Annotated in this window: 25 protein-coding genes; 12 read left to right on the top strand and 13 right to left on the bottom strand. The window is 62.2% G+C overall.

The genetic code is table 11. From position 1 onward, the window contains the following. Positions 1–78: 78 nt before the first annotated feature. Positions 79–504 carry a phasin family protein gene (locus tag ACYP5B_RS11665; protein WP_318234958.1) on the bottom strand — a complete coding sequence of 142 codons (426 nt, stop codon included), beginning with the start codon at positions 502–504 and terminating at the stop codon, positions 79–81. 316 nt (positions 505–820) lie between these two features. On the opposite strand from ACYP5B_RS11665, the gene ACYP5B_RS11660 reads away from it, so the two are divergent. The 3 genes from ACYP5B_RS11660 to ACYP5B_RS11650 are packed head-to-tail and all read left to right on the top strand — an operon-like array spanning position 821 to position 3,830. Continuing rightward, positions 821–2,002 carry a CaiB/BaiF CoA transferase family protein gene (locus tag ACYP5B_RS11660; RefSeq protein ID WP_459569703.1) on the top strand — a complete coding sequence of 394 codons (1,182 nt, stop codon included), beginning with the start codon at positions 821–823 and terminating at the stop codon, positions 2,000–2,002. A gap of 46 nt (positions 2,003–2,048) precedes the next feature. Beyond that, positions 2,049–3,020 (top strand): Bug family tripartite tricarboxylate transporter substrate binding protein, encoded by a 972-nt coding sequence (locus ACYP5B_RS11655; protein ID WP_459569702.1) that lies wholly within the window; start codon positions 2,049–2,051, stop codon positions 3,018–3,020. Positions 3,021–3,029: 9 nt separating this feature from the next. After that, complete coding sequence (locus tag ACYP5B_RS11650; protein WP_459569701.1) at positions 3,030–3,830, top strand: enoyl-CoA hydratase; 801 nt, start codon at positions 3,030–3,032, stop codon at positions 3,828–3,830. Between the two features lie 64 nt (positions 3,831–3,894). Here the strand turns inward: ACYP5B_RS11650 and ACYP5B_RS11645 are convergent, their stop codons facing one another. Beyond that, the gene (locus tag ACYP5B_RS11645; RefSeq protein WP_459569699.1) at positions 3,895–5,694 is read right to left on the bottom strand and encodes an ATP-binding response regulator; all 1,800 of its coding nucleotides are present in this window, start codon (positions 5,692–5,694) and stop codon (positions 3,895–3,897) included. A gap of 445 nt (positions 5,695–6,139) precedes the next feature. Here ACYP5B_RS11645 and ACYP5B_RS11640 point away from each other — a divergent pair, with 445 nt between their 5' ends. Next, on the top strand, positions 6,140–7,231 hold the full coding sequence (locus ACYP5B_RS11640; protein ID WP_400102752.1) for a porin: 1,092 nt from the start codon (positions 6,140–6,142) through the stop codon (positions 7,229–7,231). A gap of 816 nt (positions 7,232–8,047) precedes the next feature. Here the strand turns inward: ACYP5B_RS11640 and ACYP5B_RS11635 are convergent. Further along, positions 8,048–8,251, bottom strand: coding sequence for a hypothetical protein (locus tag ACYP5B_RS11635; RefSeq protein WP_459569697.1), 204 nt, complete (start codon positions 8,249–8,251; stop codon positions 8,048–8,050). Between the two features lie 61 nt (positions 8,252–8,312). On the opposite strand from ACYP5B_RS11635, the gene ACYP5B_RS11630 reads away from it, so the two are divergent. Further along, a complete protein-coding gene (locus ACYP5B_RS11630; protein ID WP_459569695.1) occupies positions 8,313–8,534 on the top strand; it encodes a DUF2188 domain-containing protein in 222 nt (73 codons plus the stop codon). A 170-nt stretch (positions 8,535–8,704) separates the two neighbouring features. On the opposite strand, the gene ACYP5B_RS11625 is transcribed toward ACYP5B_RS11630, so the two are convergent. Then, positions 8,705–9,397, bottom strand: coding sequence for a response regulator transcription factor (locus ACYP5B_RS11625; protein ID WP_400101971.1), 693 nt, complete (start codon positions 9,395–9,397; stop codon positions 8,705–8,707). Between the two features lie 365 nt (positions 9,398–9,762). On the opposite strand from ACYP5B_RS11625, the gene ACYP5B_RS11620 reads away from it, so the two are divergent. The 3 genes from ACYP5B_RS11620 (at position 9,763) to ACYP5B_RS11610 (ending at position 12,110) form a co-directional block, all read left to right on the top strand. Beyond that, positions 9,763–11,238 carry an outer membrane beta-barrel protein gene (locus tag ACYP5B_RS11620; protein ID WP_459569694.1) on the top strand — a complete coding sequence of 492 codons (1,476 nt, stop codon included), beginning with the start codon at positions 9,763–9,765 and terminating at the stop codon, positions 11,236–11,238. A gap of 74 nt (positions 11,239–11,312) precedes the next feature. Further along, positions 11,313–11,510 (top strand): hypothetical protein, encoded by a 198-nt coding sequence (locus tag ACYP5B_RS11615; protein WP_193692228.1) that lies wholly within the window; start codon positions 11,313–11,315, stop codon positions 11,508–11,510. A gap of 108 nt (positions 11,511–11,618) precedes the next feature. Continuing rightward, complete coding sequence (locus ACYP5B_RS11610) at positions 11,619–12,110, top strand: flavodoxin family protein (protein WP_400101969.1); 492 nt, start codon at positions 11,619–11,621, stop codon at positions 12,108–12,110. A 137-nt stretch (positions 12,111–12,247) separates the two neighbouring features. On the opposite strand, the gene ACYP5B_RS11605 is transcribed toward ACYP5B_RS11610, so the two are convergent. The 4 genes from ACYP5B_RS11605 to ACYP5B_RS11590 form a co-directional block, all read right to left on the bottom strand. Next, on the bottom strand, positions 12,248–12,670 hold the full coding sequence (locus tag ACYP5B_RS11605) for a VOC family protein (RefSeq protein WP_400101968.1): 423 nt from the start codon (positions 12,668–12,670) through the stop codon (positions 12,248–12,250). Positions 12,671–12,804: 134 nt separating this feature from the next. After that, positions 12,805–13,452, bottom strand: coding sequence for a dihydrofolate reductase family protein (locus ACYP5B_RS11600; RefSeq protein ID WP_459569692.1), 648 nt, complete (start codon positions 13,450–13,452; stop codon positions 12,805–12,807). Between the two features lie 217 nt (positions 13,453–13,669). Then, on the bottom strand, positions 13,670–14,023 hold the full coding sequence (locus tag ACYP5B_RS11595) for an adenylyltransferase/cytidyltransferase family protein (protein ID WP_459569712.1): 354 nt from the start codon (positions 14,021–14,023) through the stop codon (positions 13,670–13,672). Positions 14,024–14,218: 195 nt separating this feature from the next. Continuing rightward, positions 14,219–14,686 (bottom strand): ester cyclase, encoded by a 468-nt coding sequence (locus tag ACYP5B_RS11590; protein WP_318234942.1) that lies wholly within the window; start codon positions 14,684–14,686, stop codon positions 14,219–14,221. 748 nt (positions 14,687–15,434) lie between these two features. Here ACYP5B_RS11590 and ACYP5B_RS11585 point away from each other — a divergent pair. Beyond that, positions 15,435–16,262: a hypothetical protein gene (locus ACYP5B_RS11585; RefSeq protein WP_459569691.1), complete on the top strand. Its 828-nt coding sequence runs from the start codon at positions 15,435–15,437 to the stop codon at positions 16,260–16,262. A gap of 173 nt (positions 16,263–16,435) precedes the next feature. Here ACYP5B_RS11585 and ACYP5B_RS11580 read toward each other — a convergent pair whose 3' ends face one another. After that, a complete protein-coding gene (locus tag ACYP5B_RS11580; RefSeq protein WP_459569690.1) occupies positions 16,436–18,133 on the bottom strand; it encodes an adenylate/guanylate cyclase domain-containing protein in 1,698 nt (565 codons plus the stop codon). A gap of 541 nt (positions 18,134–18,674) precedes the next feature. After that, positions 18,675–18,902 (bottom strand): hypothetical protein, encoded by a 228-nt coding sequence (locus tag ACYP5B_RS11575; RefSeq protein ID WP_459569688.1) that lies wholly within the window; start codon positions 18,900–18,902, stop codon positions 18,675–18,677. Positions 18,903–19,282: 380 nt separating this feature from the next. Between ACYP5B_RS11575 and ACYP5B_RS11570 the strand changes: the two genes are divergently transcribed. Further along, positions 19,283–19,603: a DUF4148 domain-containing protein gene (locus ACYP5B_RS11570; RefSeq protein ID WP_459569687.1), complete on the top strand. Its 321-nt coding sequence runs from the start codon at positions 19,283–19,285 to the stop codon at positions 19,601–19,603. A 117-nt stretch (positions 19,604–19,720) separates the two neighbouring features. Here ACYP5B_RS11570 and ACYP5B_RS11565 read toward each other — a convergent pair whose 3' ends face one another. Further along, positions 19,721–20,470 carry a hypothetical protein gene (locus tag ACYP5B_RS11565; protein ID WP_459569686.1) on the bottom strand — a complete coding sequence of 250 codons (750 nt, stop codon included), beginning with the start codon at positions 20,468–20,470 and terminating at the stop codon, positions 19,721–19,723. Between the two features lie 576 nt (positions 20,471–21,046). Between ACYP5B_RS11565 and ACYP5B_RS11560 the strand changes: the two genes are divergently transcribed. Both ACYP5B_RS11560 and ACYP5B_RS11555 read left to right on the top strand, forming a co-directional pair. Further along, the gene (locus ACYP5B_RS11560; RefSeq protein ID WP_400101960.1) at positions 21,047–21,991 is read left to right on the top strand and encodes a metallophosphoesterase family protein; all 945 of its coding nucleotides are present in this window, start codon (positions 21,047–21,049) and stop codon (positions 21,989–21,991) included. Between the two features lie 35 nt (positions 21,992–22,026). After that, positions 22,027–22,374 (top strand): cupredoxin domain-containing protein, encoded by a 348-nt coding sequence (locus ACYP5B_RS11555; RefSeq protein WP_400101959.1) that lies wholly within the window; start codon positions 22,027–22,029, stop codon positions 22,372–22,374. A gap of 221 nt (positions 22,375–22,595) precedes the next feature. On the opposite strand, the gene ACYP5B_RS11550 is transcribed toward ACYP5B_RS11555, so the two are convergent. Both ACYP5B_RS11550 and ACYP5B_RS11545 read right to left on the bottom strand, forming a co-directional pair. After that, complete coding sequence (locus ACYP5B_RS11550; RefSeq protein WP_459569684.1) at positions 22,596–22,871, bottom strand: hypothetical protein; 276 nt, start codon at positions 22,869–22,871, stop codon at positions 22,596–22,598. Next, positions 22,872–23,000 carry a PadR family transcriptional regulator gene (locus ACYP5B_RS11545; RefSeq protein WP_459569711.1) on the bottom strand — a complete coding sequence of 43 codons (129 nt, stop codon included), beginning with the start codon at positions 22,998–23,000 and terminating at the stop codon, positions 22,872–22,874. Positions 23,001–23,014: the final 14 nt, after the last annotated feature.

Genomic DNA, 23,014 nt, shown 5'->3' with positions numbered 1-23,014 from the left:
CTCGCCAGGCCAGGATCGGGAGCGATCCTGGCCTGGCGAGGCTGTCCGCAACAGCGGATCGCTTGCGCTTGCTTGCGCTTACTTGCCCTTTCCCTTCATCAGGTTTTTCGCCTCTTCGATATTCTGCTCCGCGCGCTTGGTGATCACGGCCAGCGCCTCGGCCTGGGATTTCTGCGCCATCTCCGCCAGTTCACGCATGTTGTTGAAGGCCTGCTGCAGGCCCTGCTGAACGAACTCGCCCTGCTTGGCCATGGCCTCGGCCGGGTTGCCGCCGGTGGTCATCTTTTGCGCCGCCTCCTGGATCTCCTGCATGGTCTTGCTCAGGATCTCCGTCTGCTTCTGCACCAGTGCCTGCATGCCTTCGTAGGCCACCTTGTTGGCCTCCGTGATGGCTTCGATATCCTTGCGCCGCGCTTCGATCACCGAAGTCATATCGACCCCGGGGAGCTTGTACTGCTCAAGCAACTTGCTGAAATCGGTGAACGGATTGGACGGTGTCGACATGATGCATCTCCTCGCTGGGGGTAGGTGAAGCAGGAAATTGGCCGCGCCGGAATCCGGATGCTTCTGCTCGATCTACTTCTCGATCGCAGGCGCGGTAGCTCAAGTGTAGCGCGTGCCGCACGCCGCTAGGAGAGGAATGCGGCACCGTTTGCAGCCGAGCCTCCCGGAATTCACTTCAGGCCGCCCCCGGCCTCCCCCGGCCTCCCCGCGCCATTCGAATTCGGCGAACGCTTCCTTGAAAACTATGAACTGGCCCGCCCCTGGGGGCCGCCGATACACTCGCCCGCACTATCACTACCTGTCTTGCGGAGAACCCATGCTTCATCAGGCCCTGGCCGGCATCAAGGTGCTGGATTTGTCCCGGATACTGGCCGGCCCGTGGTGCACGCAGAACCTGGCCGACCTTGGAGCCGAAGTCACCAAGATAGAACGCCCCGGTCACGGCGACGATACGCGCGGCTGGGGCCCGCCCTACTTGCAAGCGCCTGAAGACAGCGCGAGCGGCGATAGCCAGGCCGGCCTCTCCGCCTACTTCATCTGCTGCAACCGCGGCAAGCAATCCGTGGCCATCGACTACGCTACCCCCGAAGGCGCCGCGCAGATCCGGCAGCTTGCGCTGGAAGCGGATGTCCTGGTGGAGAACTACAAGGTTGGCACGCTGCGCCGCTACGGCCTGGACTACGAAACGCTCAAGGCGCTCAACCCGCGGCTGGTCTACCTGTCGATCACCGGCTTTGGCCAGAGTGGCCCGATGGCCGACAAGCCCGGCTACGACTATGTGTTCCAGGGCATGGGCGGACTGATGAGCTACACCGGGCACCCCGACGGCGAGCCGGGCGCCGGCCCGCTGCGCACGGGCGTGGCGGTGGTGGACCTGACCACCGGCATGTATGCCACCTCGGCCGTGCTGGCGGCCTTGCTACGCCGCCACGCCACGGGCGAGGGCGAGTACCTGGATATCGCCCTGCTCGACGTGGCCGTGGCGCTCAATGCCAACCAGGCATCCAACTACCTCGTGTCCGGCAGGGCGCCGCAACGCAGCGGCAATACGCATCCCAACTGCGCGCCGTATGAAGTCTTCCGCTGCGCGGATGGCTACCTGATCCTTGCCATCGGCAATGACACGCAGTTCGCGCGCTTTTGCGAAGTGGCGGGCCTCGGCGCGCTGGCAACAGACGCGCGCTACGCCAGCAACTCCGGGCGCATCGCCAACCTGCCGGCGCTGCGCAAGCTGCTCACCGATGTGTTCCCCACCCGTGACCGGCAGAGCTGGACCCAAGCCTTCGATGCGGCCGGCGTGCCATGGGGCCCGATCCACTCGATGGCAGAAGTGTTCGCGCATCCGCAGGTGGCGCACCGCCAACTGATGCAGCAAGCCGAGCACCCGGTGCTTGGCCGCGTGCCGATGATCCGCAACCCCATGCTGGCCAGTAGCGGCGCGCGAGCGCTGGCGCCCCCGCCGCTGCTCGATGAGCACGGCCGGCGCAACGCCAGCTAGTGACAGCGCGCACCAACACATAAACAAATCCATCCGGAGACTTCGCTTGAACAAACCCATCATCGCCACCACGCTGCTCGCTGGCCTGAGCCTTGCCAGCGGCGCGCACGCCTCGGCCTACCCCGACAAGCCCATCAAGCTGATCGTGCCCTACGCGGCCGGCGGCACCACCGACATCATCGCGCGCATCGTCGGCACCCACCTCGGCGCCGTGCTCAAGCAACCCGTTGTGGTGGAAAACCGCCCCGGCGCGGGCGGCGCCGTGGGCAGTGCTTATGCGGCCAAGCAGCCCGCCGACGGCTATACGCTGGTCATGGAAGTGGAAAGCTCGCACGCGGTCAACCCCAACGTGTACGCAAAAACCGCCTACGACCCCGTCAAGGATTTCGAACCCATCAGCAACCTCGCCGACGTGCCCAACGTGCTGGTGGTCAACCCCGCCTTCCCGGCCAGCGACCTGCCCGCCTTTATCAAGCTGCTGAAGGCCAACTCGGGCAAGTACTCGTTCGGCTCTTCGGGCAATGGCGGCCTGAGCCATATGAACGGCGAGCTGTTCATGAACGAGACCGGCACCAGGATGCTCCACGTGCCCTACAAGGGCCTGGGCCCCGCGCTCAACGATGCGGTGGCGGGACAGATCCAGGTGGTGTTCGACAACATCCCCTCCTCCTCCAGCCTGATCCAGGGCCACCGCCTGCGCCCGCTGGCGGTGGCGGCCAGGCAGCGGCTGAAGGTGCTGCCCAATGTGCCAACCTATGCCGAGGCCGGCCTGCCGGCCATGAACAATCCCTCCTGGTTCGGCCTGGGCGCGCCGGCCGGCACGCCGGCGGCTATCCTGGACAGGCTTAACGACGCAGTGCGGCAGGTCCTGGCCGATCCGGAGGTCGTCACCGCCATCGAGAAGCAAGGCGCCATTCCCGCACCGATGACCCGCAAGGCATTCGCCGACCTGATCCGCGGCCAGAACGCGCACTGGAAGAAGGTCGTCGAAGATATCCATTTCACCAAATTGCAGTAAGGCAGAGCCATGAGCCACGCAGATAGCAAGCCGCACGACAAGCAATACGACAAGCAATACGCCGGCGTCGAGATCAACGCGCTCGGCATCGCCACCCTCACCATCCGCGAGGCAGGCTCGCTCAATATCCTGAGCACGCCGGTCATCGCCGCACTGACCCAGGCCGTGACCGAACTCGCTGCCCGCGACGAGATCCGCGTGCTGATCGTGCAAGGCGCCGGGGAAAAAGGCTTTATCGGCGGCGCCGACATCAAGGAGATGGCCGCCCTCACCCGCGACAGGGCGCAGCGCTTCATCAGCGGCCTGCGCGGCCTGTGCGACGCGCTGCGCCACTTCCCCGTGCCGGTGATCGCGCGCATGCCCGGCTGGTGCCTGGGCGGCGGGCTGGAGCTCGCGCTGGCCTGCGACATCCGCATCGCCGCCGACAACACCCACGTCGGCATGCCCGAGGTCAAGGTCGGCATTCCGTCCGTGATCCACGCCGCGCTGATGCCCCGCCTGATCGGCAACGCCCGCGCCGCGTGGATGTTGCTGACCGGCGAGATCTCCGACGCGCGCGAAGCGCTGGCCTGGGGCCTGGTGAGCAAGGTCGTGCCGCTGGGCGAACTGGACGCCGAGATCGAGCGCCTCGCCACGCTGCTGGCCGGCTTCGGCCCCACCGTGGTGCGCCAGCAAAAGCGGCTGTTGCGCGAGTGGGAAGAAGCCCCGCTGGATGTGTCCATCAACAACAGCGTGGCAGAGTTTGGCAGTGCATTCGAGACCGGTGAGCCGCAGCGGTATATGAACGAGTTTTTGCAGCGCAAGCGGTAAGCGGGAAAGGAACCAAGGGAGCCAGGACAGGCGGTTCGCCGACAGGCGCAGGCTGTCCCGCCTCCTACCTATCCATGTCGGTCAGCACGCTCACCAGTCTCCTATATAACTGGCTCGGCGCCACGGGCTTGTGCAGCAGGGGTATCCCACTGGCCCGCGCATCGCGCAACCGCTCTGGTGCAGTGTCGCCGGTAATGAGGAGCGCTGGCAGATTCACGCCAAACTCCGTACGCAGCGCGTCAATCGCTTGAGCGCCCGTGCGTTGATTGCGCAGCCGGAAATCGCTGATGACGATATCCGGGGGATTGACGCGTGCGCAAGCTAGTGCATCCTCGATCGATTCAACCGCCTCGCACCTGCAACCCCAGTCTTGGATCAAGTGCAGCATGCCCGCGCGCACAACCTCATCATCGTCGATGACCAACACTCGCACGTCGAGCTTTTGCAAAGGGGCATGATCATTTTCACGCTCATCCCTGATGACTGGAACGCGCGCATTCGGCAAGATCAACCTGAACACGCTGCCGCGCCCTGGCCTGGACGACAGAGACAATTCATGCCCTAGCGTGCGCGCCAGGCCATCCGCGATAGCCAGGCCCAGACCCAGCCCCTTGTTGCGGTCCCGTTCGGAATTACCGAGTTGATGGAATTCGCGGAATATCTCCTCGTGCTGAAGCGGGTCGATACCGATTCCCGTATCCCAGACCTCCAGCCGTGTTTGATTGCCGCGAGTGCGACACGCCACCAGCACACCGCCTCGCTCGGAATAGCGAATGGCATTGGACACCAGGTTTCTCAAGATCAATTCCACCAATGCCGGATCAGATTGCAGGGCCACATGGGTATCGCGCGTGCGGTAAACCAGGCCTTTCGCATTGGCTTGCGGCGCAAGTTCATTCTCAATCTTGTGAAGCAGTGGCTGCAGGTGAAACGGCCGTACTTGTGCATCGACGACACCCGCTTCGATCCGTGAAAAATCGAGCAGCGTGCTGAGCATGCCAGCGGACGCCTCGGAAGCGGAGCGGGCATTCCCGAGCACACCGCGCTGGATCTCGGTGAGTTCGCCGCGTGCGAGCACTTCCAGAAACAACCCCAGCGCGTGAACCGGTTGGCGTAAATCATGGCTGGCCGCCGCGAGGAATCTTGATTTAGCCAGATTGGCCGTAACCGCCTCCCTATGCGCGTGCTGCACCTTAATGGATTCCTCGCGTAACCGCGCCAGCAATTCCATATTTTCGAAGCGCACGTCGATTGCGGCACGCACCGCAATAGCGCTGTTCCGCGCCTGCAGGATGAGCGAGACAAGATAGAAGACAAGTGTCAGTGCCAGCGCGGTATAAGCCGGATCCCCCATCTGCCAGAACTTGGACGCGGTAGCGATAAACTCGAAGACGATAAATACGACAAACACCGGCAGCACTGGTGAAAGCATCGACATCGAACTGCCTGCCACACCCGCCAGGACCGAGTTCACCAAGATGCTCCCCACGACGGAGGTCGTATCGAGCGTAACCCATGCCAAAGCGCCCCAAGCCGCGCCACCCACCAGGTTCAGCACCATCAGCACCAAGACGAGGCGAGGGGCCTGCTCGATGGCAAGGCCGGCTGCAAGGACGCGGCGCGCGTGATAGGCGGAGTAAAGCTTGGACAGGATCACTACCGCACACCACACCCTCAGGCCGAAGGCGTTGCTATCGTTGGATAAGGCCCAGACCAACACCAGGGCCAAAAGCACCGCGGGAACGACAGAACTGCCGACATTGCCCAGTAGCAGCCGCAGTTGCTCCACCAGTATTCGCCCTTCGCTAAGGCGAAGAAACTTACGCACAATCTCAGCCAACCAGACCACTATGGCGCGCTCCAAGGTCTTGCTCGTTAACTCCTGGCACAACGGATTGCGTACCTCGCACTGGCGCGGTGCCAGTGGAGACAAGGCGCAGATTAGCCCGTTTCTGGGCAGGTAACCGAAGCTACTATTAAAGATACCAGTCCGCACAGGCTATTGGCTAGGATTAAATACAACTCCAGCATCAGGTCCCTTTGAGATCGAAACCTTCTTCTTTTATCCATTTACACAGCGCCGTTTCCACTCGAGCCTCAGCAGGCTCCAGAGCCGGTACGGCCGGACGCCACCTTTGCCGGCACGGGCGTGCCGACCGGCAGCCGGCAGCCGGCTGAACCAACTGTTCGCCGACAGGAACAGTCTGTCCCGGGAACTCCCTTTCTTGCCTTGTCCTTATGAGGCTACATTGACGCCGCTGCGATGCCCGAGCCCTTGGGGCGTCGCAAATCATAAGGAAATCAAAGCAATGAAATCTCGTGCATGGCTGGCGCTGTTGCCGCTCATCCCCGGCGCCGCAATGGCGCAAGGCAGTATCACGCTCTATGGCGTGGTCGACGCCGGCATCGAATACCTGAGCCACGTGCCCAACGCCGCCGGCGGCAGCGACTCCACGGTGCGCATGTCCACCGGCAACCTCTCCACCTCGCGCTTTGGCCTGCGTGGCACGGAAGACCTGGGCAACGGCATCAAGGGCGTATTCGTACTGGAGAACGGCTTCGACCTCGACACTGGCAAGGTCAACCAGGGCGGCCGCCTGTTCGGCCGCCAGGCCTTCGTCGGCCTGCAGAACGCGTTTGGCACGCTGACCCTCGGCCGCCATCAGACGCTGCTGTTCGATTTCTCGTCGGCATTCGACCCGATGGTCATCTCGACCCGCTACTCCCTGCTGATGCACGACAAATGGATGTCCAGCCGCGCCGACAACTCCATCAAGTTCACCGGCACCACCGGCGGCATCTACTACGGCCTGCTCTACAGCACCGGCTACGACAGCACCGCCGGCGGCGAAATCGCCGGCGCGTCCAAGGCAGGACGGGAATGGAGCGCCAGCCTGGGCTACTCCAACGGCCCCCTGTCCGCGCGCGTGGCCTACGACGAAGTCCGCGGCAGCACGGTCACGCTGCAGGACAACCGCGAGCGCCGCGCCGCCGTGGCAGCGGCGTATGCCTTCTCGTCGGTCAAGGTGCTGGCGGGCTACCGCTACTACCGTGGCGACTTCACCACCAATTCCCTGCGCACCAACCTCTACTGGGCCGGCGTGCAGTACCAGGCCACGCCAGCGGTGTCGCTGACCGGCGCTGCGTACTACACCGACGTGCGCAATTCATCGGCCGATCCGCTGAGCTTTGTGTTGTCGGGCACGTACGCGCTGTCCAAGCGCACCGATCTCTATACGATCCTCGCCTACGCGAAGAACCGGGATGGATCGGCGATGGGCTTGTCTGGGTTCGGGCCATCGCTGAATGCTAATGCGACGACGCTGGTGAATACCACGGAACAGGTCGGCGCCGGGCAGAGCCAGGTTGGCGCGATTGTGGGCGTGCGGCATCGGTTCTGAATGGCGGCGCTTGGGCGAGCGGATCTCGGGGCGGCCCGAAAATCATACTGCGCAGTCGCGTCATCTTGACCCTGCTTAGTCAGCGCGGCGTTCTTTTCGAATATCGCGTGTGCTTCACGACCGCGTCGCATGGCGGGTATCGGTGCGAGCGGATCAGGAGGCTTGCCGGCCAGGCGCCTCCACCACTCCGACAATGCCACCAATGCTATCTAATAATCACTCCCTGCTCACTACACGCTGCCGCGTGAGCGCCCGCGCCGCAGGCCGCATCCGACGCTGCTGCCAGCGAAATGAGGACGGAAAGCCTTTTGTGACTAATGTAGATGCAAGCGCGCCTGCACCCGAGAGTTCGCTGAGCCTGTGGCTTAGCGACAAAGGTGCTTGACCAGCGAGCGAGGTTATGACGAGAACATGTCTGGCATGGCTGACAGAGTCATTCCATCACATGGCACAACCGGCACGCGCAACGGCGATGCAAAGGCTGTCGCACTGCGGCTCGGCGCTGGCCCCGCATCTTGATGAGATATTGATGCGGGATGCGAGGATTGCTGCGCCATGTTGACGCCGCGCTCCTTAGCATTCAATCATCAACAGCCGAACTGCCCCCGCGCGGGTCTCAACCCTATGCAACCGACAAGCCTGCTCGTTGCCTTTGCCTCCGTCCCGCGGCGGCATGGTGGCCACGATAGCGGGTGCTCCGCAGCAGCACGCGGGGACGCCCCCGACACCACGAGTCGCTGGATCCGTCTGCGCGTGGCTGTAACGTCAAGCCAAGTGCTAGCACTGCGCCAGTGGCTGCATCAAGTCATCGGGCATTCAGCTCGCGTTTATATCGTCGAGGTCCACGCTCGCCGCGGCCAGGCCACCGTGCACATAGGACTCGAAGACGGCGCGCATGACGCGGCCATGCACGCCCTCGCGACGGCCCTCCCGACGGCTGGGTTCGACCATGCCGCGTACCTGATGGAAGAGCCTGCGCCACACCGGCAAAGACATATCCCCCAGGGAAAACGATGACATGCCAGCCGGTGCCGCCCCCGCGCAACGCAAACAATCTACTTATCTGACGGTTGAGACTGCCATGGACAGCAATATCCACATCAAGCCATACAAAGACGGCTGGGATGTCATTCGCGAGGGCGCAAGATACGCCGAATCGCACCACGAGACCCAGGAGAAGGCTATTGCCGCTGGTGCGGTACAAGCCCGGCGCGAAAGCGTCGAACTTGTGATCCACGGTCGCGACGGCACGATCTGCGCGCGCAATAGCTTCAGCCACGCCCCGGCTTGCGTTCCAGGATAATCAACCAGAGAAGGTCGCGCTGGCAGGTATCACGCGACGTTCTCGACCCCTCCGTATCTCTGGCCTTGCCCAGGTCCAGCATCGCGGTTGCAGCCGGGGCTTTGGTCGTCATCGTCGGTCTGTGCACCGCCAGGCGCATCACCGGCAGTGAGGGTTCCCGTTTCCTCCGTTCATTGTTGCCTCTTGTCTTGATCAAGCACATACCCAAGTTTTGGCACGGTGCGGATGATGTGTGGTTGCCCGCCGGCCTGGCTCAACTTCTTGCGCAGGCTGGCGATGGCGACGCGCAGGTAGTGCGCATCGCCCTGATGCGAGGGGCCCCAGACCTCGCTGAGCAGGCGCCCGTGCGGCACAACCTTGCCCTGGCTCGATGACAGCAGCCAGAGCAGGCGAAACTCGCGCGGCGTGACCGCGATCGTCTTTTCGTCGATGCTGGCGACACATGCGAACGGATCGAGTTGGAGCCGGCTCTTCTTGCGCAGCGGCGCGGCGTCCAGTTCCGGAAAGCGTCGCCGCAGCAATGCGCGGATCCGCGACGCGAGTTCGCCCATGCCGAAGGGCTTGGTCAGGTGGCCATCGGCGCCGGCATCGAGCAGGCGGATCTTGTCGTCCTCCGTGTCCGATCCCGAGATCGCCAGGATTGGCACGCTCGACCATTTGCGGATTTCATCGATCACGCGTATGGCGCTCATATCCGGCAGGCGGACATCGAGCAGAACCACATCAGGCCGCCGGGAGCCGGCCAGCTTGATGCCCTCCTTGCCGCTCTCGGCCACGAAGACCTGATAGCCCTCTCCTGCCAGGAAGCGCCGCAGGATGAACTGCATCGAACGTTCATCGTCGATCAAGATTACACAATGCATTGTCTTCGCAAGAGAGTTACCGACTTAGATCCATTAAGCCTAAATACAAATAAAAAAATGATCAAAAAACGGGCGGCAAAATATCGAAGACATAAAGAATATCTTGCGGTTCCATGTCGGAATTCAAAGCTTTGCACCAGATGTGTGCCGGGCTGCTGGCATTATTGAATCTTCTATATCGCAGTGCAGCATTCTTAACGAATATTTTATGTGGTGCATGGCTAAATCGCTGGCAACGCAAGGCAGGCCAGGGGAGTCTCATCAAGCCTTACGTTCAGGAGAAGTCATAAAACGTGCCCCATTCCAAGTGAACCTAGAATATGCTGTCGTTCAAAGTGCAAAAACTACCAAGGCTGCCAAGGCTAATGCCGGCCTTGCTTGGTGTCCTCAGCCTGGCGCTCGGCCAGTGCGCCTTCGCCGACGATGCGGCAACCTCAGTGGCTGCGCCAAAGCCGGAATCCAGCAGCGCCATCGGCACGTTCATCCGCGCGTACGCCGATGGTTCGCAGGCGATGCCTGATACGCCGTGGCCCTACACGGGCGACGGCGGCAGCGGTGGGGACGCGCCCGAACTGCGCAAGTTTCCCGCGCCGCAGAACTCCCCGCCCTTTCCCTACGGTGAATATCAGATGGGCGGCACGCCGACCATCGGCGACCGCAATAACGCGCCGGTCTATCCGCTGATGAAGGCGCTGAGCGAGTCCACCGACTTCTGGAAGGATTCGCGCACGCAAATCAGCGGCTGGGTGGAAATCGGCGGCAATATGAGCACCTCGCAGCGGCAGCCTGGCAACCGCTACACGAACGCGCCGGCCGCCTACGATCAGATCCCCAACTCGATACAACTACACCAGGCGGACCTGCGTGTGACGCGCCTGCCCGACACGTACCAGACCGATCACATCGACTTCGGCTTCCGCTTCGACCTGCTGTACGGCATGGACTACCGCTTCACCACCATGAAGGGTTTCTGGAGCAACCAGTTGCTCAGCAAGAACCAGCAATACGGCTTCGACATCCCGATGGCGTATGTCGATACGTACATTCCTGGCGTTGCGGAGGGCATGAACATTCGTGTGGGTCGCTTTATCTCGCTGCCCGACATCGAGGCCCAGCTCGCGCCCGACAACTATATGTTCAGTCACTCTTTGCTCTATGCGTATGACCCGTACACGCAGATCGGCGTGGTTGATTCCATCAAGCTGAGCAAGAACTGGACGGTGCAGTTTGGCCTGACCGGCGGCAACGACACCATGCCCGGCACCCAGGGTTCGAAGCTGTCGCCACTGGTTTGCGCGCAGTGGATCAACAATGCCAATTCCGACTCGATCTACGGCTGCGCGAATACGATCAACGGCGCCAACTATGCATACAACAACGTCAACCAGTGGGTGGCAACCTGGAGCCACCGCTTCAGCCAGACGTTGAACAACGCGATCGAGGCCTGGTACATGAAGGAGAACAATGTTCCCGTTTGTACCGGCCAGGTCGGCGGCGACGGGCCGGCAACCCCCAATGGATGCTTGAACAGTGCCTTCTTCACCGACCCGAGCAAGCGCTTCAAAACCAGCGAAATCGCCGTCGTGGATTACCTGAACTGGCAGTTCAGCTCCAAGGACAGCGTCTCGTTCCGCCTCGAATACATGGACGACCGCCAGGGCCAGCGCACGGGCACTCCCGCCAGATACTGGGGCGAGGCAGTGAGCTGGACGCACTTCTTCAACCAGTCGCTCATCTTCCGGCCCGAGATCAATCGCTATACGGCAAGCAGTCCCGCCTTCAACGGCGGCACGAAACGGGTCCAGACCATGGTAGCGGCGGACCTGATCGTCCGGTTCTGAACGGCGAAGGCAAGAACGTGATCTACCCCGACATGAGATTTGACATCTCCCGCTCGTCAACAAGGAGTCCTGCCATGAAGAAGCTTGTATTTGCCCTGCTTACCCTGGTTCCCGTCCTGCTACTGCCCCTTCGTGCCCACGCGTTTCACGACCTGGCGCAGCAGAAGGTGATCGACAAGGCCATGGCAGACAAGAGAAAGGCGAAGCTCGGGCCGGCCAGCGGCGCGCAGCCAATGCTGCCGCTGGCGAAGGGACACAGCGGCCATCCCTGAATACTGGCGGGTGGCGAGCGCATCGGGATGACGAGGGTGGTGGCGTGATCAAGACCTTGCCGGCGTGATAGAGTTCGCAGGGTACCGGCGGCCGGCGAGCAGGAACGAATGAAGACGCTGTTGATCATCTACCACACGATGACCGGAGGAACAGAGCAGATGGCCGAGGCGGCAGCCGACGCGGCGCGTATGCAGCCTGGCGTCGCGGTCAAGCTGCAGCGAGCGGCCGAGACCGGCCCGGACGATGTGCTGGCAGCCGACGGCTATCTGTTCGCGACGCCGGAGAACCTGGCTGCGATGTCCGGGCTGATGAAGGACTTCTTTGATCGCTGCTACTACGCGGCACTTGACCGTGTGAACGGCCGCCCGTACGCGACCATGATCTGTGCCGGCAGCGACGGGCAGAACGCACTGCGTCAGGTCGAACGCATCGCCACCGGCTGGCGCCTCAAGTGTGTGGCGCCAGGCCTGATAGTCTGCACCCATGCACAGACGCCGGACCGCATCCTGGCACACAAGGAGATCGGCGCGGAAGACCTTACGCACTGTGCCGAACTCGGCGCTGGATTGGCGGCCGGTCTTGCGCTTGGTGTCTTCTGACGTTGAGCCCAGCCGCGTTCAGGCTTCGTTTTGGCGATAGCAAGCGTTTTCGATAGTCCGCCGCGCGCAGCGCGACGGCCGACGTTGGGCGCAGCCGCGCCGCAGCACGAGGCTCCTGCCCCGTCGGGCATGCCATATCAGAATGGCAGCGGATGCCCATTGACGATCCACGGCGTGCCAAACTTGTCGACCAGCATGCCCCAGCGCTCGGCCCAGAAGGCGGGTTGCATCGGCATGGTCACCTTGCCGCCGGCAGCAAGGGCGGCAAACACCTGCTCGGCTTCTTCCGTACTTGGATAGTCGAGCGCGATGGAGACGCCTTTGATGCCCTCGTACGGCACGTTCGCCGGGCTATCGCCGGCGTAGAGGGTGCCGCCACCGGGCAGTGCGAGCCGCGCGTGCAAGATGCGGTGGGCAAACTCCTTCGGCATCTGGTCGGCCATGGGCGAGTCGGCGCCGCTCATCAGCACTTCGAGCTTGGCGTGGAGGGCCTGCTCGTAGAAGCGCATGGCTTCGGCGCAGTTGCCGTCGAAGGCGAGATATGCGATGGCTTGGGTCATGTGGATTCCTTTCGCTGTTGAACTCATAGGGGAAGGCCGCGCGGAGCGTCCCGCTCGTCCCTGTACTGCCACGACGCTTGAACGTGCCCCGGATCGACGAGGCTTGCGCTTTTTTTACAAATTCCCCCGCTCGGCTATGGGCGCCTTGTCAGCACGACGTGCATCGCCGTCTGCGTCCCGACGTGCCGGGTGCATGCGTAACCCAGCTTGCCCAGATCGATACCGGCGAGCAAGGCTTCGCCCGCGCCCAGCACCGCTGGCACCAGCGCCAGGTGCATTTCATCAACCAACCCGGCGCGCAGGTATTGTTGCACGCTCGCCACGCCGCCTCCCAAACGGACATCGCGCCCTCCGGCGGCTGCCCTGGCGCGCTCCAGCGCGGCATGGATGCCATCGGTGACGAAATGGAAGGTGGTGCCGCCCTCCATCGCGACCGATTCGCGCGGATGGTGGGTCAGCACAAATACGGGCGTGTGATAGGGGGGCTCCGGGCCCCACCATCCCATCCAACTATCGTCGGGCCACGGGCCGCGGACAGGGCCAAACATATTGCGCCCGATGATCCAGGCGCCGATGTGGTCGAAGCCGTGTGCCGCGAAGTCGTCATCCGCCCCCGTGGTGCCCCCAACACCGCCAAACATGTGCTGGAACGTGCGCGTGGCGAATACCCATTCATGCAAGGCGGTACCTCCGACGCCAAGGGGATCCGCAAGGCTCTGGCGGGGGCCGGCGCCGTAGCCATCGATGGATACGGCGAATCCGTGAACTCTGAGTCTGGACATGGGCGTTTCTCCTTGGATTCCACACTTGCCGGCACAGCAGCGTCCCAAGCCTCTGACGTGAACCGACTGCTTCAAAGCTTAGACGAGAGGGGGCATGCGCGATCGGTCGTCTGGGCCTTCGCCATATTCCGGGGGAGCGATGGGCACTACCGAGGTGTTGAGGCGCCTTGCGACAGCGAGAAGGCCCAACTCTTGTAGGGAACCGGAATTAGCTGGACTACGTGCGCTTTTGCTGGACTAGAAATCCGGAATTGGCTGGATTGCCGTGCAGCCCGATGGGGGCGCGGCTGCTCCAGAGGTATGGTCCAGAAGCCCGGGTTCGGCGCCGGGACAGCGCACGACCGCTGTCGGCCAATCTCGGCCAGTCAGCAAAGCGCACTGCTCGATGTGAGCCTTCCATATGGAACCTCGACACCGAAACCCGCGAAGCGGGCTTCCCCCCCTTGTACTGAATCAGAACCTCGTCGGCCACGACGCCGGCGATGAGAATGTCGCAATGCTCTTTGGCTTGTCGCAGGAGATTGAGGTGCCCGATGTGAAAGAGATCATAGGCACCGGGTGGGTAACCGATTCGAATCGTGGCAGTGATGTCCTCTCAAGGCTGATCGATCTCACTGTCCAGGAATCTACGACCTCATCCTATCCGGTACGCCCCGTTTCCAGCTCGGGCATTCTGAAATCACGCGACGTGAATATGAGGTGCGCAATGAAGAAGGGTCACGCGACGCCAGTATGGCGTCACGTGACCTCTCCTGATTTCTGGAGATCAGCCGTCTCCATTAATGGCGGCCCCCTTGATCAGGCCGAGCTGGGTCAGCGCAGCCACGCCGTCGTCCAGGCCGAGTTCTTCTACGATCCTGCCGTCGATCACCTTCAACACGGTGGTACCGGTGAAGTGCATCTTGCGGCCGGTTGCGGCAGGCAAACCGCCGATCAGGAAGTCATCAAATGCCGGGCCCGTGTGGGTGCCGCCACCTTCCCACTGACCGACGACATAGTCGCCCTCGGCGATCAGCTCAGCCGTGCCCCAAAAGTTGAGATCGGGGAACGCGGCACGGAAGTCGGTCATGAAGGCCTTGATGTCCTCACGGCCACGACGGGGCTCGTGCAGCGAGTACTTGAGCAGCATGTTCGGCGCGGCAATTTCATCGATCACCGCGAGATTGACATTCTTGCCCCAGAATTCCGTGAACCAACGACCGACGACGGCCTTGTTCTGCTCTTCTTTGCTCATTGGAAAGATCCTCACAGTTAGTTTCGGGAAGGTTCATCGAAACCATTCGATGCCCTGAGCAAGAGAATAGGCATCCGTGCGTTGATCGAAACTCCGATTCTTGCTGCGCAAACCAATCCGATGGTCGACTCGCCGTCCAGGCCAGTGACAGCACCTCATCGTCTGTGTGAGCGGTGCGCACTAGAGTGGCTAGCCGCTCCAGTGCCGCGTGGTGGTTTCCATTGGCGCGCAAGCCTTCGCACGTACGGAACAGATAGCCGCTGGAACTTCCCAGCCCGCCGGAGGCAGTAGCCAGTCTGCACACAACGGTAGGTTCCCCCGTAGCGTCGTTGGCCGTCGTTGATCAGGGGGATAGTTGCAGCATTGAATGCGCCTTCGCCAATGGCGTTCGCCGGGCCGATGTACTGCCCGCCTTAATCGCAATGAATCTGTGCGTCTCACTGAAGGCGAGTCTCGACTTGTCCAGCCTGATGACGCTCGCGCCCGGAGGGTCAGCATGAGCGCGACGCGCAGGCCAGCAGGGAAGATGCGCGCAGGGAGCGGGACCTTCCAGTTTTACGCATTCAGTTACCAAGACGTGCGAAACGCCTGATCGACAAATTCGGATAGGCGTGTTGGATTCAATCGCAAGAAACGGAGAGCGCGCCCAGAACCGGCTGCCTACACTTCATTGCGAGCCAGTCGCAACATGTCTCCGTTCCACGAGTCCGGCATTGTGCACGGTATAGCCTCAAGCAAGGAGTCTGTCATGCCCATCAATGAAGTCCATACGGACGCCTATGCAGACCTTGGCGACATTTGGCTTCGGGATCAGTCGGCGCGGCTCAAGCAGAAGCATCTGCAGTTTGGACGACACTATCGGATGGATTTCGAGGCGCTGCTGGCTCGAAACGCTCAAGCGGCTCGGACGGGCAGAGCCGCCGCAATGCCTGCAGAGAGTCGCGGTCTGCCCACCGATCGCATTCGGCGGGCGACGATCGAAGCCATTGAATATTGTTCGCAGTTGAACGATCCTTTGGCGCGGATGGCACGGCTGCCGGCGGCCACCAAATCGAGCTCTCACCCGATGCCGGCAACGGAGCCGCGCGGCGAAATGGGGTTCGCAACGCCTGGTGAGTTTTCGCTCATCAACAGGTTCGGTGCTACCCCGCGCGACGAATGGATGGCGGTACTCTCGGATCTTACAGAAGTTGTCGTCGTCGATGTGCACGGCATGCCGAGCTCACTGGGGATCGAGAAGGCCGCATCCATCGTGCAGAACCGCGCCTGTCTTGAGGCGCTCGCCCGCCAGCTCCTAATACCTCTAACGAGGGATGATGGAGACTGGCACCTCAACGTGATCGATTTCGGTGTCGAGGCCCAACGCCACGACTGCGAGTTTCTGATGTGCTTTTCCTTTCGGGCTGCGAACCCCGATCTCTCCGTCACGAGTCCATTTGCTGAGGTTGGATTCGCGCTGCACAAGCAGTCGCTTGCAGATCCGATCTTCATGCTTACCGTCAGAACCGCCCTCGGATTTGATGCAACCTCGATATCGGCGCTGCTTCCTGGAAGTCATGCTTCTCCGTGCAATTGATGTACCGTCGCAAGCAAAGCAAGTCAGGATGCGATGAATGCCCGCACCGACAGGCAGGCATCCAGCCTCTGTCCGCGCCGCGTCCGTTGCGTAGCGATGAGTGGCCATCCAAGGTGACGTCGGCGACCAGCCCATCATCGGCCAAAGCTGCCGGCGTGGCGTAGCGGGCATAGTCAGGCCCGAGGCATCTGCGCCGCCTTGGACAGCACACGGACGGGCATCGGGTCATCGCGGCCTCGCAGGCGTGCGGCAAGCTGCGGCAGGCCTGCGGCTGAAACGCCGGCATGCTGGAAGACCTGTTCCGAGACGATCGCCTCGCAAGCGATCTCCTTTGTTAACTGCTCAAGTCTCGAGGCCACGTTCAACGGGTCACCGATCGCAGTGAACGTGACATGCTCGCGGAAACCAATCTCGCCCATGACGGCCCGGCCGCAATGCAATCCAATGCCAAACCGGATCTGCGCTTGCAGCTGCTGCTTGAGCGCGGCGTTGAGTTCGTCAATATTGGCTGCCACCAGCGGCACCGCTCTGAGCGCCTGACGACAAGCGGTGGACGGCTCGCTGCTTAAGCCAAAGATCGCGAGCACTGCATCCCCCAGGAACTGGTTTGGCAGGCCGCCCGCCTGGACTACCGCGGAGCTGACCGCACTCAGGAAGCGACTGACAACGAATAGACTGTCGAACGGCAATTGTGCCGCCGCGAGCTTTGTGGACTCCCGCATATCCACGAACATGAACGCCGCGAATCGCTCTTGCGGCATGACGTCCCGCTGGCGCCGTTGCAAGAAGGCCGTGGATGCTGCCGGCGGCACCAATGGCCACACGGAGAGATCATGGGTCGGCCGCAACTGGCAGGCGAGGCGAACTGTCTGCGAATCCGCTCCCAGCCGCTCCAGAACGCGCCGCTCCGCCTCGGCGGGCGCGGGCAGCGGCGCATCGCTGAGCACGCGCACCCGGCACAATGTGCATCGGGCGCGGCCACCGCAACTGCTGGCATGGGGAACGCCGGCCATGCGGCTAGCCTCGAGCACCGAAAATCCGAGCGGCGCGAATACCCTTCGCCCGTCCGGATACAGAACACAGAGCCGCCCGGCTCGGCGCTCGCGCATCGTGCGCACCAGCCGCGCTGCGAGCACCATCAGCAGCGCACCACCATCGAAAAGCAAAAAGTCGTTGCGCATCTCGGCGAGCCAGAGATTCTGCAATCCCGTTCCGATGATCGCCGGCCGGGTCGCCGCGGCGCGCCAGACGGGATCCTGCGCGAGCGCGATCACTTCCCGTCCGCCCTGCAAGAAGCCTAGCAGCGCGAGCACCGGGAGCAGCACGGCGACGCTCAGCAGCACGCTCCGCCACGCCCCGAACCATGGTTTCAATCGCAACCAGAACCAGATGCCGTAACACCCATGCAGCCAGGCGACCACCAACAGCATCAGCTGCACGCGGCTGAAGAACGGTGAATCGATCCAGAACGAGTACAGCAACTGCGCGTACCCCTTGTTCAGGCCGAACTCGGCAAGGGCGACCCGCGTATTCACAACGTGGTTGGCTAGCAGCGGCGGTATGCACAAGCCGAGGACGAGCTGCGCCACCTCGCCCGGAGTCCAATGCAACGAGCGCCGTTCGTACAGAGCCCACAGACCCAGGAAGAAATGCGTCGCCAGCGCGCTGTACAGCAAGGCTGTTCCCAGCCATCCCTGCCAGATGAACTTCTGTACAAGCAGATCACGCTCCAGCCATGCGAGCGAGATATTCCCCAGCGAGTGATTCAGGAGGTGCGTGCCTACGTAGGCAAACAGCACCAGTCCGGTGGACAGCCGAACCGATCGCACCCCCGTCGGCCGCAACCTTTGAAGATAGGGAAAGAGTGACATGCTTTGCTCTCCACGCTCTCGATGCGCCGGCTGTTTCCCGCCGGGTGCCTGCACTGCGGAGTCCCCTTCTGCAATGCGCGCGGCAGCTTGCGCACCCTCCGGCGTCGGGACGCAGCCGAATTCGTATCTTAGCTTCGCCGGCGTGGAACGGGCTCGTGCCAGAGACGTAGGAGGCGCGGCTCATCCCGGTCGGCCAGGATGGTATCCGCGTCCAACGTCAATCCAGTGTTGAGCAAAGCGTCGGTCGAGGGAGCGCGAGCATGGGGAGCATAGGGAGCATGGGCTAGCCGCCATCACGATCTACCTGGTGCGGCTGGTGACGGCGACAGGCGTGGACCTGGATGCCGCGGTGCGGGCCAGGTATGAGCTGAATGCGAAGACCTATTCGACCAAGACGGGCCACGGGGCATCGGGGGGCCTTGCGTCGGCTCTGGCCTTGGGCGAAATCCCTCCAGCCTGCGCCACATGGCGCCGGCTCACGCCGCCCGCCACATGGCGCAATACGGGCGGCCCGCGGCCCCCCTGCGCTTCTCGCAGCGTCTTAGCTGTGCGCGCCGTCGGTGAAAGGATCGCGCCGATCCGTGACTTTTGCGCCGTCGGAATAGACATCGAATTTGCCTGCTTTCGCGCCATCGGTGTAGGGATCGCGCGGCCCGTTGATATGGGTTTTACTGTCTGAGGTTGCGGCATTGGTGGGGATGTTGGATGCATGGGCCAGGGCTGCGAAGGATGCCAATGCAGCGACAACGGCCGAAATCAGGATTTTCATGACGATCTCCAAATACAGTAGGAACAGCTTCCAAGGCGCATCGCCGTGAAGGCTACGCTTGGGCATGCATCGCGTGCCGGTTTCCGGGATCACGATCATTCCCGGGAACTGGTCCGCCGTGCACTTGTAGAACCGCGCAGACACCAGGTTTATTCCCGCTCACGAGGCACGGCGACGGATGTAGCGGGGCCGAGCGTCAAGCCACTGTGCGGTTGGGCGTGTCGCTGTCTCCTCTTATCGCTGATGCCACGGACGCTTTTTTTGCGAGAGAGATTGGGGAATAAGGAGATCGGTTCTGCGGTCTACCCGTGCAGAGCGTCATGCTGCGAAGTCAAGTCGACTACGGACATCACTCGCTCGAACATCCAAGGAGCATTGCCATGAAATTGAATTCGCTGAATCGGCTTGCAGTCCGGCCCATGCGCGGCGCGCTCATCATGAGCGCTGCGTTAGTGGCAGCTTCAGCCTGTGCACTCACGCAAACGCCGCCGGAACCGGGCACGCATCAAGTCACTCGTGCAGAATTGCTGCATGAACTCGAGGAGTTGAAGTCCGTCGGTTATAACCCTTCCCAAGGCGACTATGGTGACTACCCCGCCGACCTTCAGGCGGCGGAACAAAAGCTGGAAGCCAAACATCGTGCGGAAAAGAACACGCTAATGGGTGGGAACCAGGCGGCACAGACGAAGCCCATGCCTTGATTGCGATGGATTGCGCGCACAGGTCGCACATGCGTTCTCGAAGGTGGGCCGAGTCGGCTTGAGGGTCGCCCGTCTATGCCCCCAGGCCGTTCGCCACCTTCTCTCTAGCGCTGTGCATCAGGTATTGAGCGACGCTTTGCACGATCTTCGACGCTCAAGCCAATTGCGCAACTGGCCGGCCACGAAAGCGCCGATGATCAGCAGCAAATAGAGGGCTACGAGATTGTGACGCCACGCATCGAGAGCGATCCGATGCGCGACCAGCTTCGGATCGGGCGCCGGGAGCATGGCACTGCTAGCCACGACGGCTCGGGTCATCCGAACAAGGCCGGCCGCAGACAGTAGTGGCAGCAGGACAAGCAGCGCGAGCAGTGCAGGCTTTGCACGCTGTACCATCGCATGGTGGCGCAAGCGGATCCACAGCCCCAGGCAACCGTGTACCCAGCCCGGGGCGAGCAATGCAACTTGCAAGCCTTGCGTGCCGCTCGTGATCAGCAATATCACGATCCGCTCATAGTTCAGCTCGAAGCCATAGAGCGAGGCGGCGAGTCGGGTCGCCACTGCATGGCGGATGAGCAGTAGAGGGAGGCTGAGTCCCGCCCAAAGGCGGATCCATTCGGTGGGCGGCAGCGCCCAGTGGTGGCGCCCGTAGATCGTGCGCAGCGCCAGCGCAAAATGCAGGGAGGCCGAACCGTAAAGCAGGATCGTTCCGGGCACGCTGTGCCAGAGCCGCAGCGCCAGCGTGAGACCGCGCCCGGCAAGCTCCAGCGACCAGATCCCGAGCGCGTGATTGGCCAGGTGGAGAAAGAGGTAGATCAGCAGCACCACACCCGATCCGAGCTGCAAGCGGCGCAGAATTGGTTGCACTTTTGTTCCCCTTGATGTTCAACGTGGAGAGGACTTGTTGCACGGCCGCGGCCAAACGGCGAATCCAGCAGTCGGACACAGGCCATCTTCTCCACCCTGAGCTGGCGCCAGCCTGGTGAGCGGCGGCTTCGGCTCTGTTGCTCCCGACCGGTTGGGCGGGAGGCAAGGACGGCCGGCGAAATGGCGGCCATGGCACATTTCTTGATTCCATTGCTCGGGTGGGTGTTGCGCGATATGCGATGAGTAGACGCTGTTTCGTCGCCGGATATTCCCGCTCCTTCAATACTTCAGTAGGAAATACTGGCTCGATCGTAGAATCGGCTCGCCGTCGGCCGGTCAGCATCAGGTGGCGGGTCGGACCGGCATCGGTCACCGGCTCTGATCATGTCGTCATGACGCAGAGCGCCACCGCCGTGACTCAAGGCCTGCGTGCGCAGGCCTGCTTGCTAGCCGCCGCAGCGCGGCGCTTACGGTGGAATAAAACGGATGGCCCAGCAGTCTTGCTCTTGAACCCAATCGGGAGGCCCGTCGGATAGTCCGGCGATCTACCTCTCGAACCTGACTCGTGAGGGCAATATGTCGTCAGATCTTCCATCCGATCCGTCGCGCCGCGGCGCGTTGAAGTGTCTCGCTTTCGGTGGTGCGGGCACGGTGTTTGTCCTGGCCGGCGGTGTTCTCGCGCCGGTGGAATTGGCCCTTGCCGCCTCGGCGAAGGGTCAGTCGGTTGCCGCAGGGGTCCCCCTTTTCCTGCAGATCAGCGACACGCATATTGGCTTCAACAAGGAGGCCAATCCCGACGTCGCAGGCACGCTCAAGCAGACCATTGACTTCGTCAACGCCATGCCGGTCAAGCCGGCGCTGACGATTCACACAGGTGACATTACGCATCTTTCCAAGGCGGAGGAGTTCGACCACGCAGCCCAATTGCTGTCGGGGCTGAATATCACCGAGTTGCATACCGTGCCCGGCGAGCATGATGTGACCGATGGGACTGGGACGGAATACTTCAACCGTTTCGGTCAAGCCTCCGGCAATAAGGGCTACTACAGTTTCGACCACAGTGGCGTCCACTTTATCGGCCTGGTCAACGTGATGCATTTCAAGCCGAACGGTCTGGGGGGCTTGGGCGACCACCAACTCGCCTGGCTGAAAGCCGATCTGAGGGGCCGCTCGTCCAGCACGCCGATCGTCGTCTTCGCGCATATGCCAATGTGGACGATCTACCAACCGTGGGGTTGGGGCACCGGCGACGCCGGCGAGGCGATGAGCTATCTGCAGCGCTTCACCTCGGTCACTGTCTTGAACGGCCATATCCACCAGATCGTGTCAAAGGTGGAAGGCAATATCACCTTCCATACGGCGCGCTCGACGGCCTATCCGCAACCGACGGCCGGCAATGGACCTGGGCCCATGCCGCTGACCGTACCGAGCGATCAGCTTCCCAGGATGCTTGGCGTGACCAGCATCAAGATCATGCGCCACCCGCTCGCAGCGACACTCGCCGATACCACGCTCGCCTGAATTCCAGGCACTGCTCACCAACCAGGACCCAAATCATGCTAACGACTATCCTTCGCCGCGCCTTCGTCGTCCCCCTCGGGGCCGGGATACTCATGGCGGCATCGGCTTCCGGGTTCTCCGTCGCGCAAGCGCAGGAGGCCAATGTCGTCGTTGTGAAGAGTTTCATGTTCTCGCCGATGTCGCTCACGATCAAGGCTGGCTCCACCGTGACCTGGAAAAATCTCGATGGCGAGCCTCACACGGTTGTCAACGACGCCGGTCTGTTCCGTTCCGGCGCGCTCGATCAGAACGACACCTACAAGTTCAGGTTCGATAAACCGGGTGTCTACAGTATCTTCTGCGGCATACACCCGAATATGAAGGCAACAATCACCGTCCAGTAGGTGCGCTCTACAGGAGTTACGTCGCCAGATGCCGGGAAACCGGTCGGAACCCGGGGTTCCAGGACGGGGCAGTCGCGAAGTTGACCGCGGACCCTGGCGGCGCTCACACCGTTTGTCTACCTGGACGTGTCACGCGCCATTGTCAAGGACGGTGGCGCCGACCCGCTCGGCACCACCATTGGGTGTATTCAAGCCGCGCGCGGCTTGAATTCGGCCGGGCATCAGGCTGGCCTGCGAGCAATCATTTCCGCCACCTCGTCACACCACGCGATATAGGCCTGTTCCGCCAGCACGCCGCGGCGTGTCATCAACAGCGGTCCAAGCTGCTGCTCGGTCAGCACGGCCTGCCTTGCGAGAAAGAACTCAAGCTGGGCCTGGTGGTCCGCACGCACCTCGCGGATCTGCTGCAACGCTGTCTCGCGCGGCAGCAGATCGAAGCACAACACCCGCAGTATCTGTTCGTCCTTGATGGCCGGGCGCGGTGAGCCCTTCGCCACTCAAGCCGTCAGCTTCTCGCGTCCAGCAACGGTCATGCTGTAGATCGAGCGTTCCGGCCCGCGCGTCCCCGGCAAGCGCTCCGATTTGATGAGTCCATCCGTCTCCAGTTCTCGCAAGGCCGGGTACACCGAGCTGTGCTCAG

The organism is Cupriavidus sp. 8B (genome assembly GCF_054589115.1).
This window is presented reverse-complemented; position numbering and strand designations above follow the sequence as displayed.

Coding starts and splice junctions, on each gene's coding strand:
- ACYP5B_RS11650 (WP_459569701.1), top strand. CDS start 3,030: ATGAGCCACGCAGATAGCAAGCCGCACGACAAGCAATACGACAAGCAA.
- ACYP5B_RS11620 (WP_459569694.1), top strand. CDS start 9,763: ATGCCGGCCTTGCTTGGTGTCCTCAGCCTGGCGCTCGGCCAGTGCGCC.
- ACYP5B_RS11610 (WP_400101969.1), top strand. CDS start 11,619: ATGAAGACGCTGTTGATCATCTACCACACGATGACCGGAGGAACAGAG.
- ACYP5B_RS11665 (WP_318234958.1), bottom strand. CDS start 504: ATGTCGACACCGTCCAATCCGTTCACCGATTTCAGCAAGTTGCTTGAG.
- ACYP5B_RS11560 (WP_400101960.1), top strand. CDS start 21,047: ATGTCGTCAGATCTTCCATCCGATCCGTCGCGCCGCGGCGCGTTGAAG.
- ACYP5B_RS11635 (WP_459569697.1), bottom strand. CDS start 8,251: ATGTCATCGTTTTCCCTGGGGGATATGTCTTTGCCGGTGTGGCGCAGG.
- ACYP5B_RS11575 (WP_459569688.1), bottom strand. CDS start 18,902: ATGAAAATCCTGATTTCGGCCGTTGTCGCTGCATTGGCATCCTTCGCA.
- ACYP5B_RS11590 (WP_318234942.1), bottom strand. CDS start 14,686: ATGAGCAAAGAAGAGCAGAACAAGGCCGTCGTCGGTCGTTGGTTCACG.
- ACYP5B_RS11625 (WP_400101971.1), bottom strand. CDS start 9,397: ATGCATTGTGTAATCTTGATCGACGATGAACGTTCGATGCAGTTCATC.
- ACYP5B_RS11585 (WP_459569691.1), top strand. CDS start 15,435: ATGCCCATCAATGAAGTCCATACGGACGCCTATGCAGACCTTGGCGAC.
- ACYP5B_RS11660 (WP_459569703.1), top strand. CDS start 821: ATGCTTCATCAGGCCCTGGCCGGCATCAAGGTGCTGGATTTGTCCCGG.
- ACYP5B_RS11630 (WP_459569695.1), top strand. CDS start 8,313: ATGGACAGCAATATCCACATCAAGCCATACAAAGACGGCTGGGATGTC.
- ACYP5B_RS11600 (WP_459569692.1), bottom strand. CDS start 13,452: ATGTCCAGACTCAGAGTTCACGGATTCGCCGTATCCATCGATGGCTAC.
- ACYP5B_RS11615 (WP_193692228.1), top strand. CDS start 11,313: ATGAAGAAGCTTGTATTTGCCCTGCTTACCCTGGTTCCCGTCCTGCTA.
- ACYP5B_RS11570 (WP_459569687.1), top strand. CDS start 19,283: ATGAAATTGAATTCGCTGAATCGGCTTGCAGTCCGGCCCATGCGCGGC.
- ACYP5B_RS11555 (WP_400101959.1), top strand. CDS start 22,027: ATGCTAACGACTATCCTTCGCCGCGCCTTCGTCGTCCCCCTCGGGGCC.
- ACYP5B_RS11640 (WP_400102752.1), top strand. CDS start 6,140: ATGAAATCTCGTGCATGGCTGGCGCTGTTGCCGCTCATCCCCGGCGCC.
- ACYP5B_RS11580 (WP_459569690.1), bottom strand. CDS start 18,133: ATGTCACTCTTTCCCTATCTTCAAAGGTTGCGGCCGACGGGGGTGCGA.
- ACYP5B_RS11605 (WP_400101968.1), bottom strand. CDS start 12,670: ATGACCCAAGCCATCGCATATCTCGCCTTCGACGGCAACTGCGCCGAA.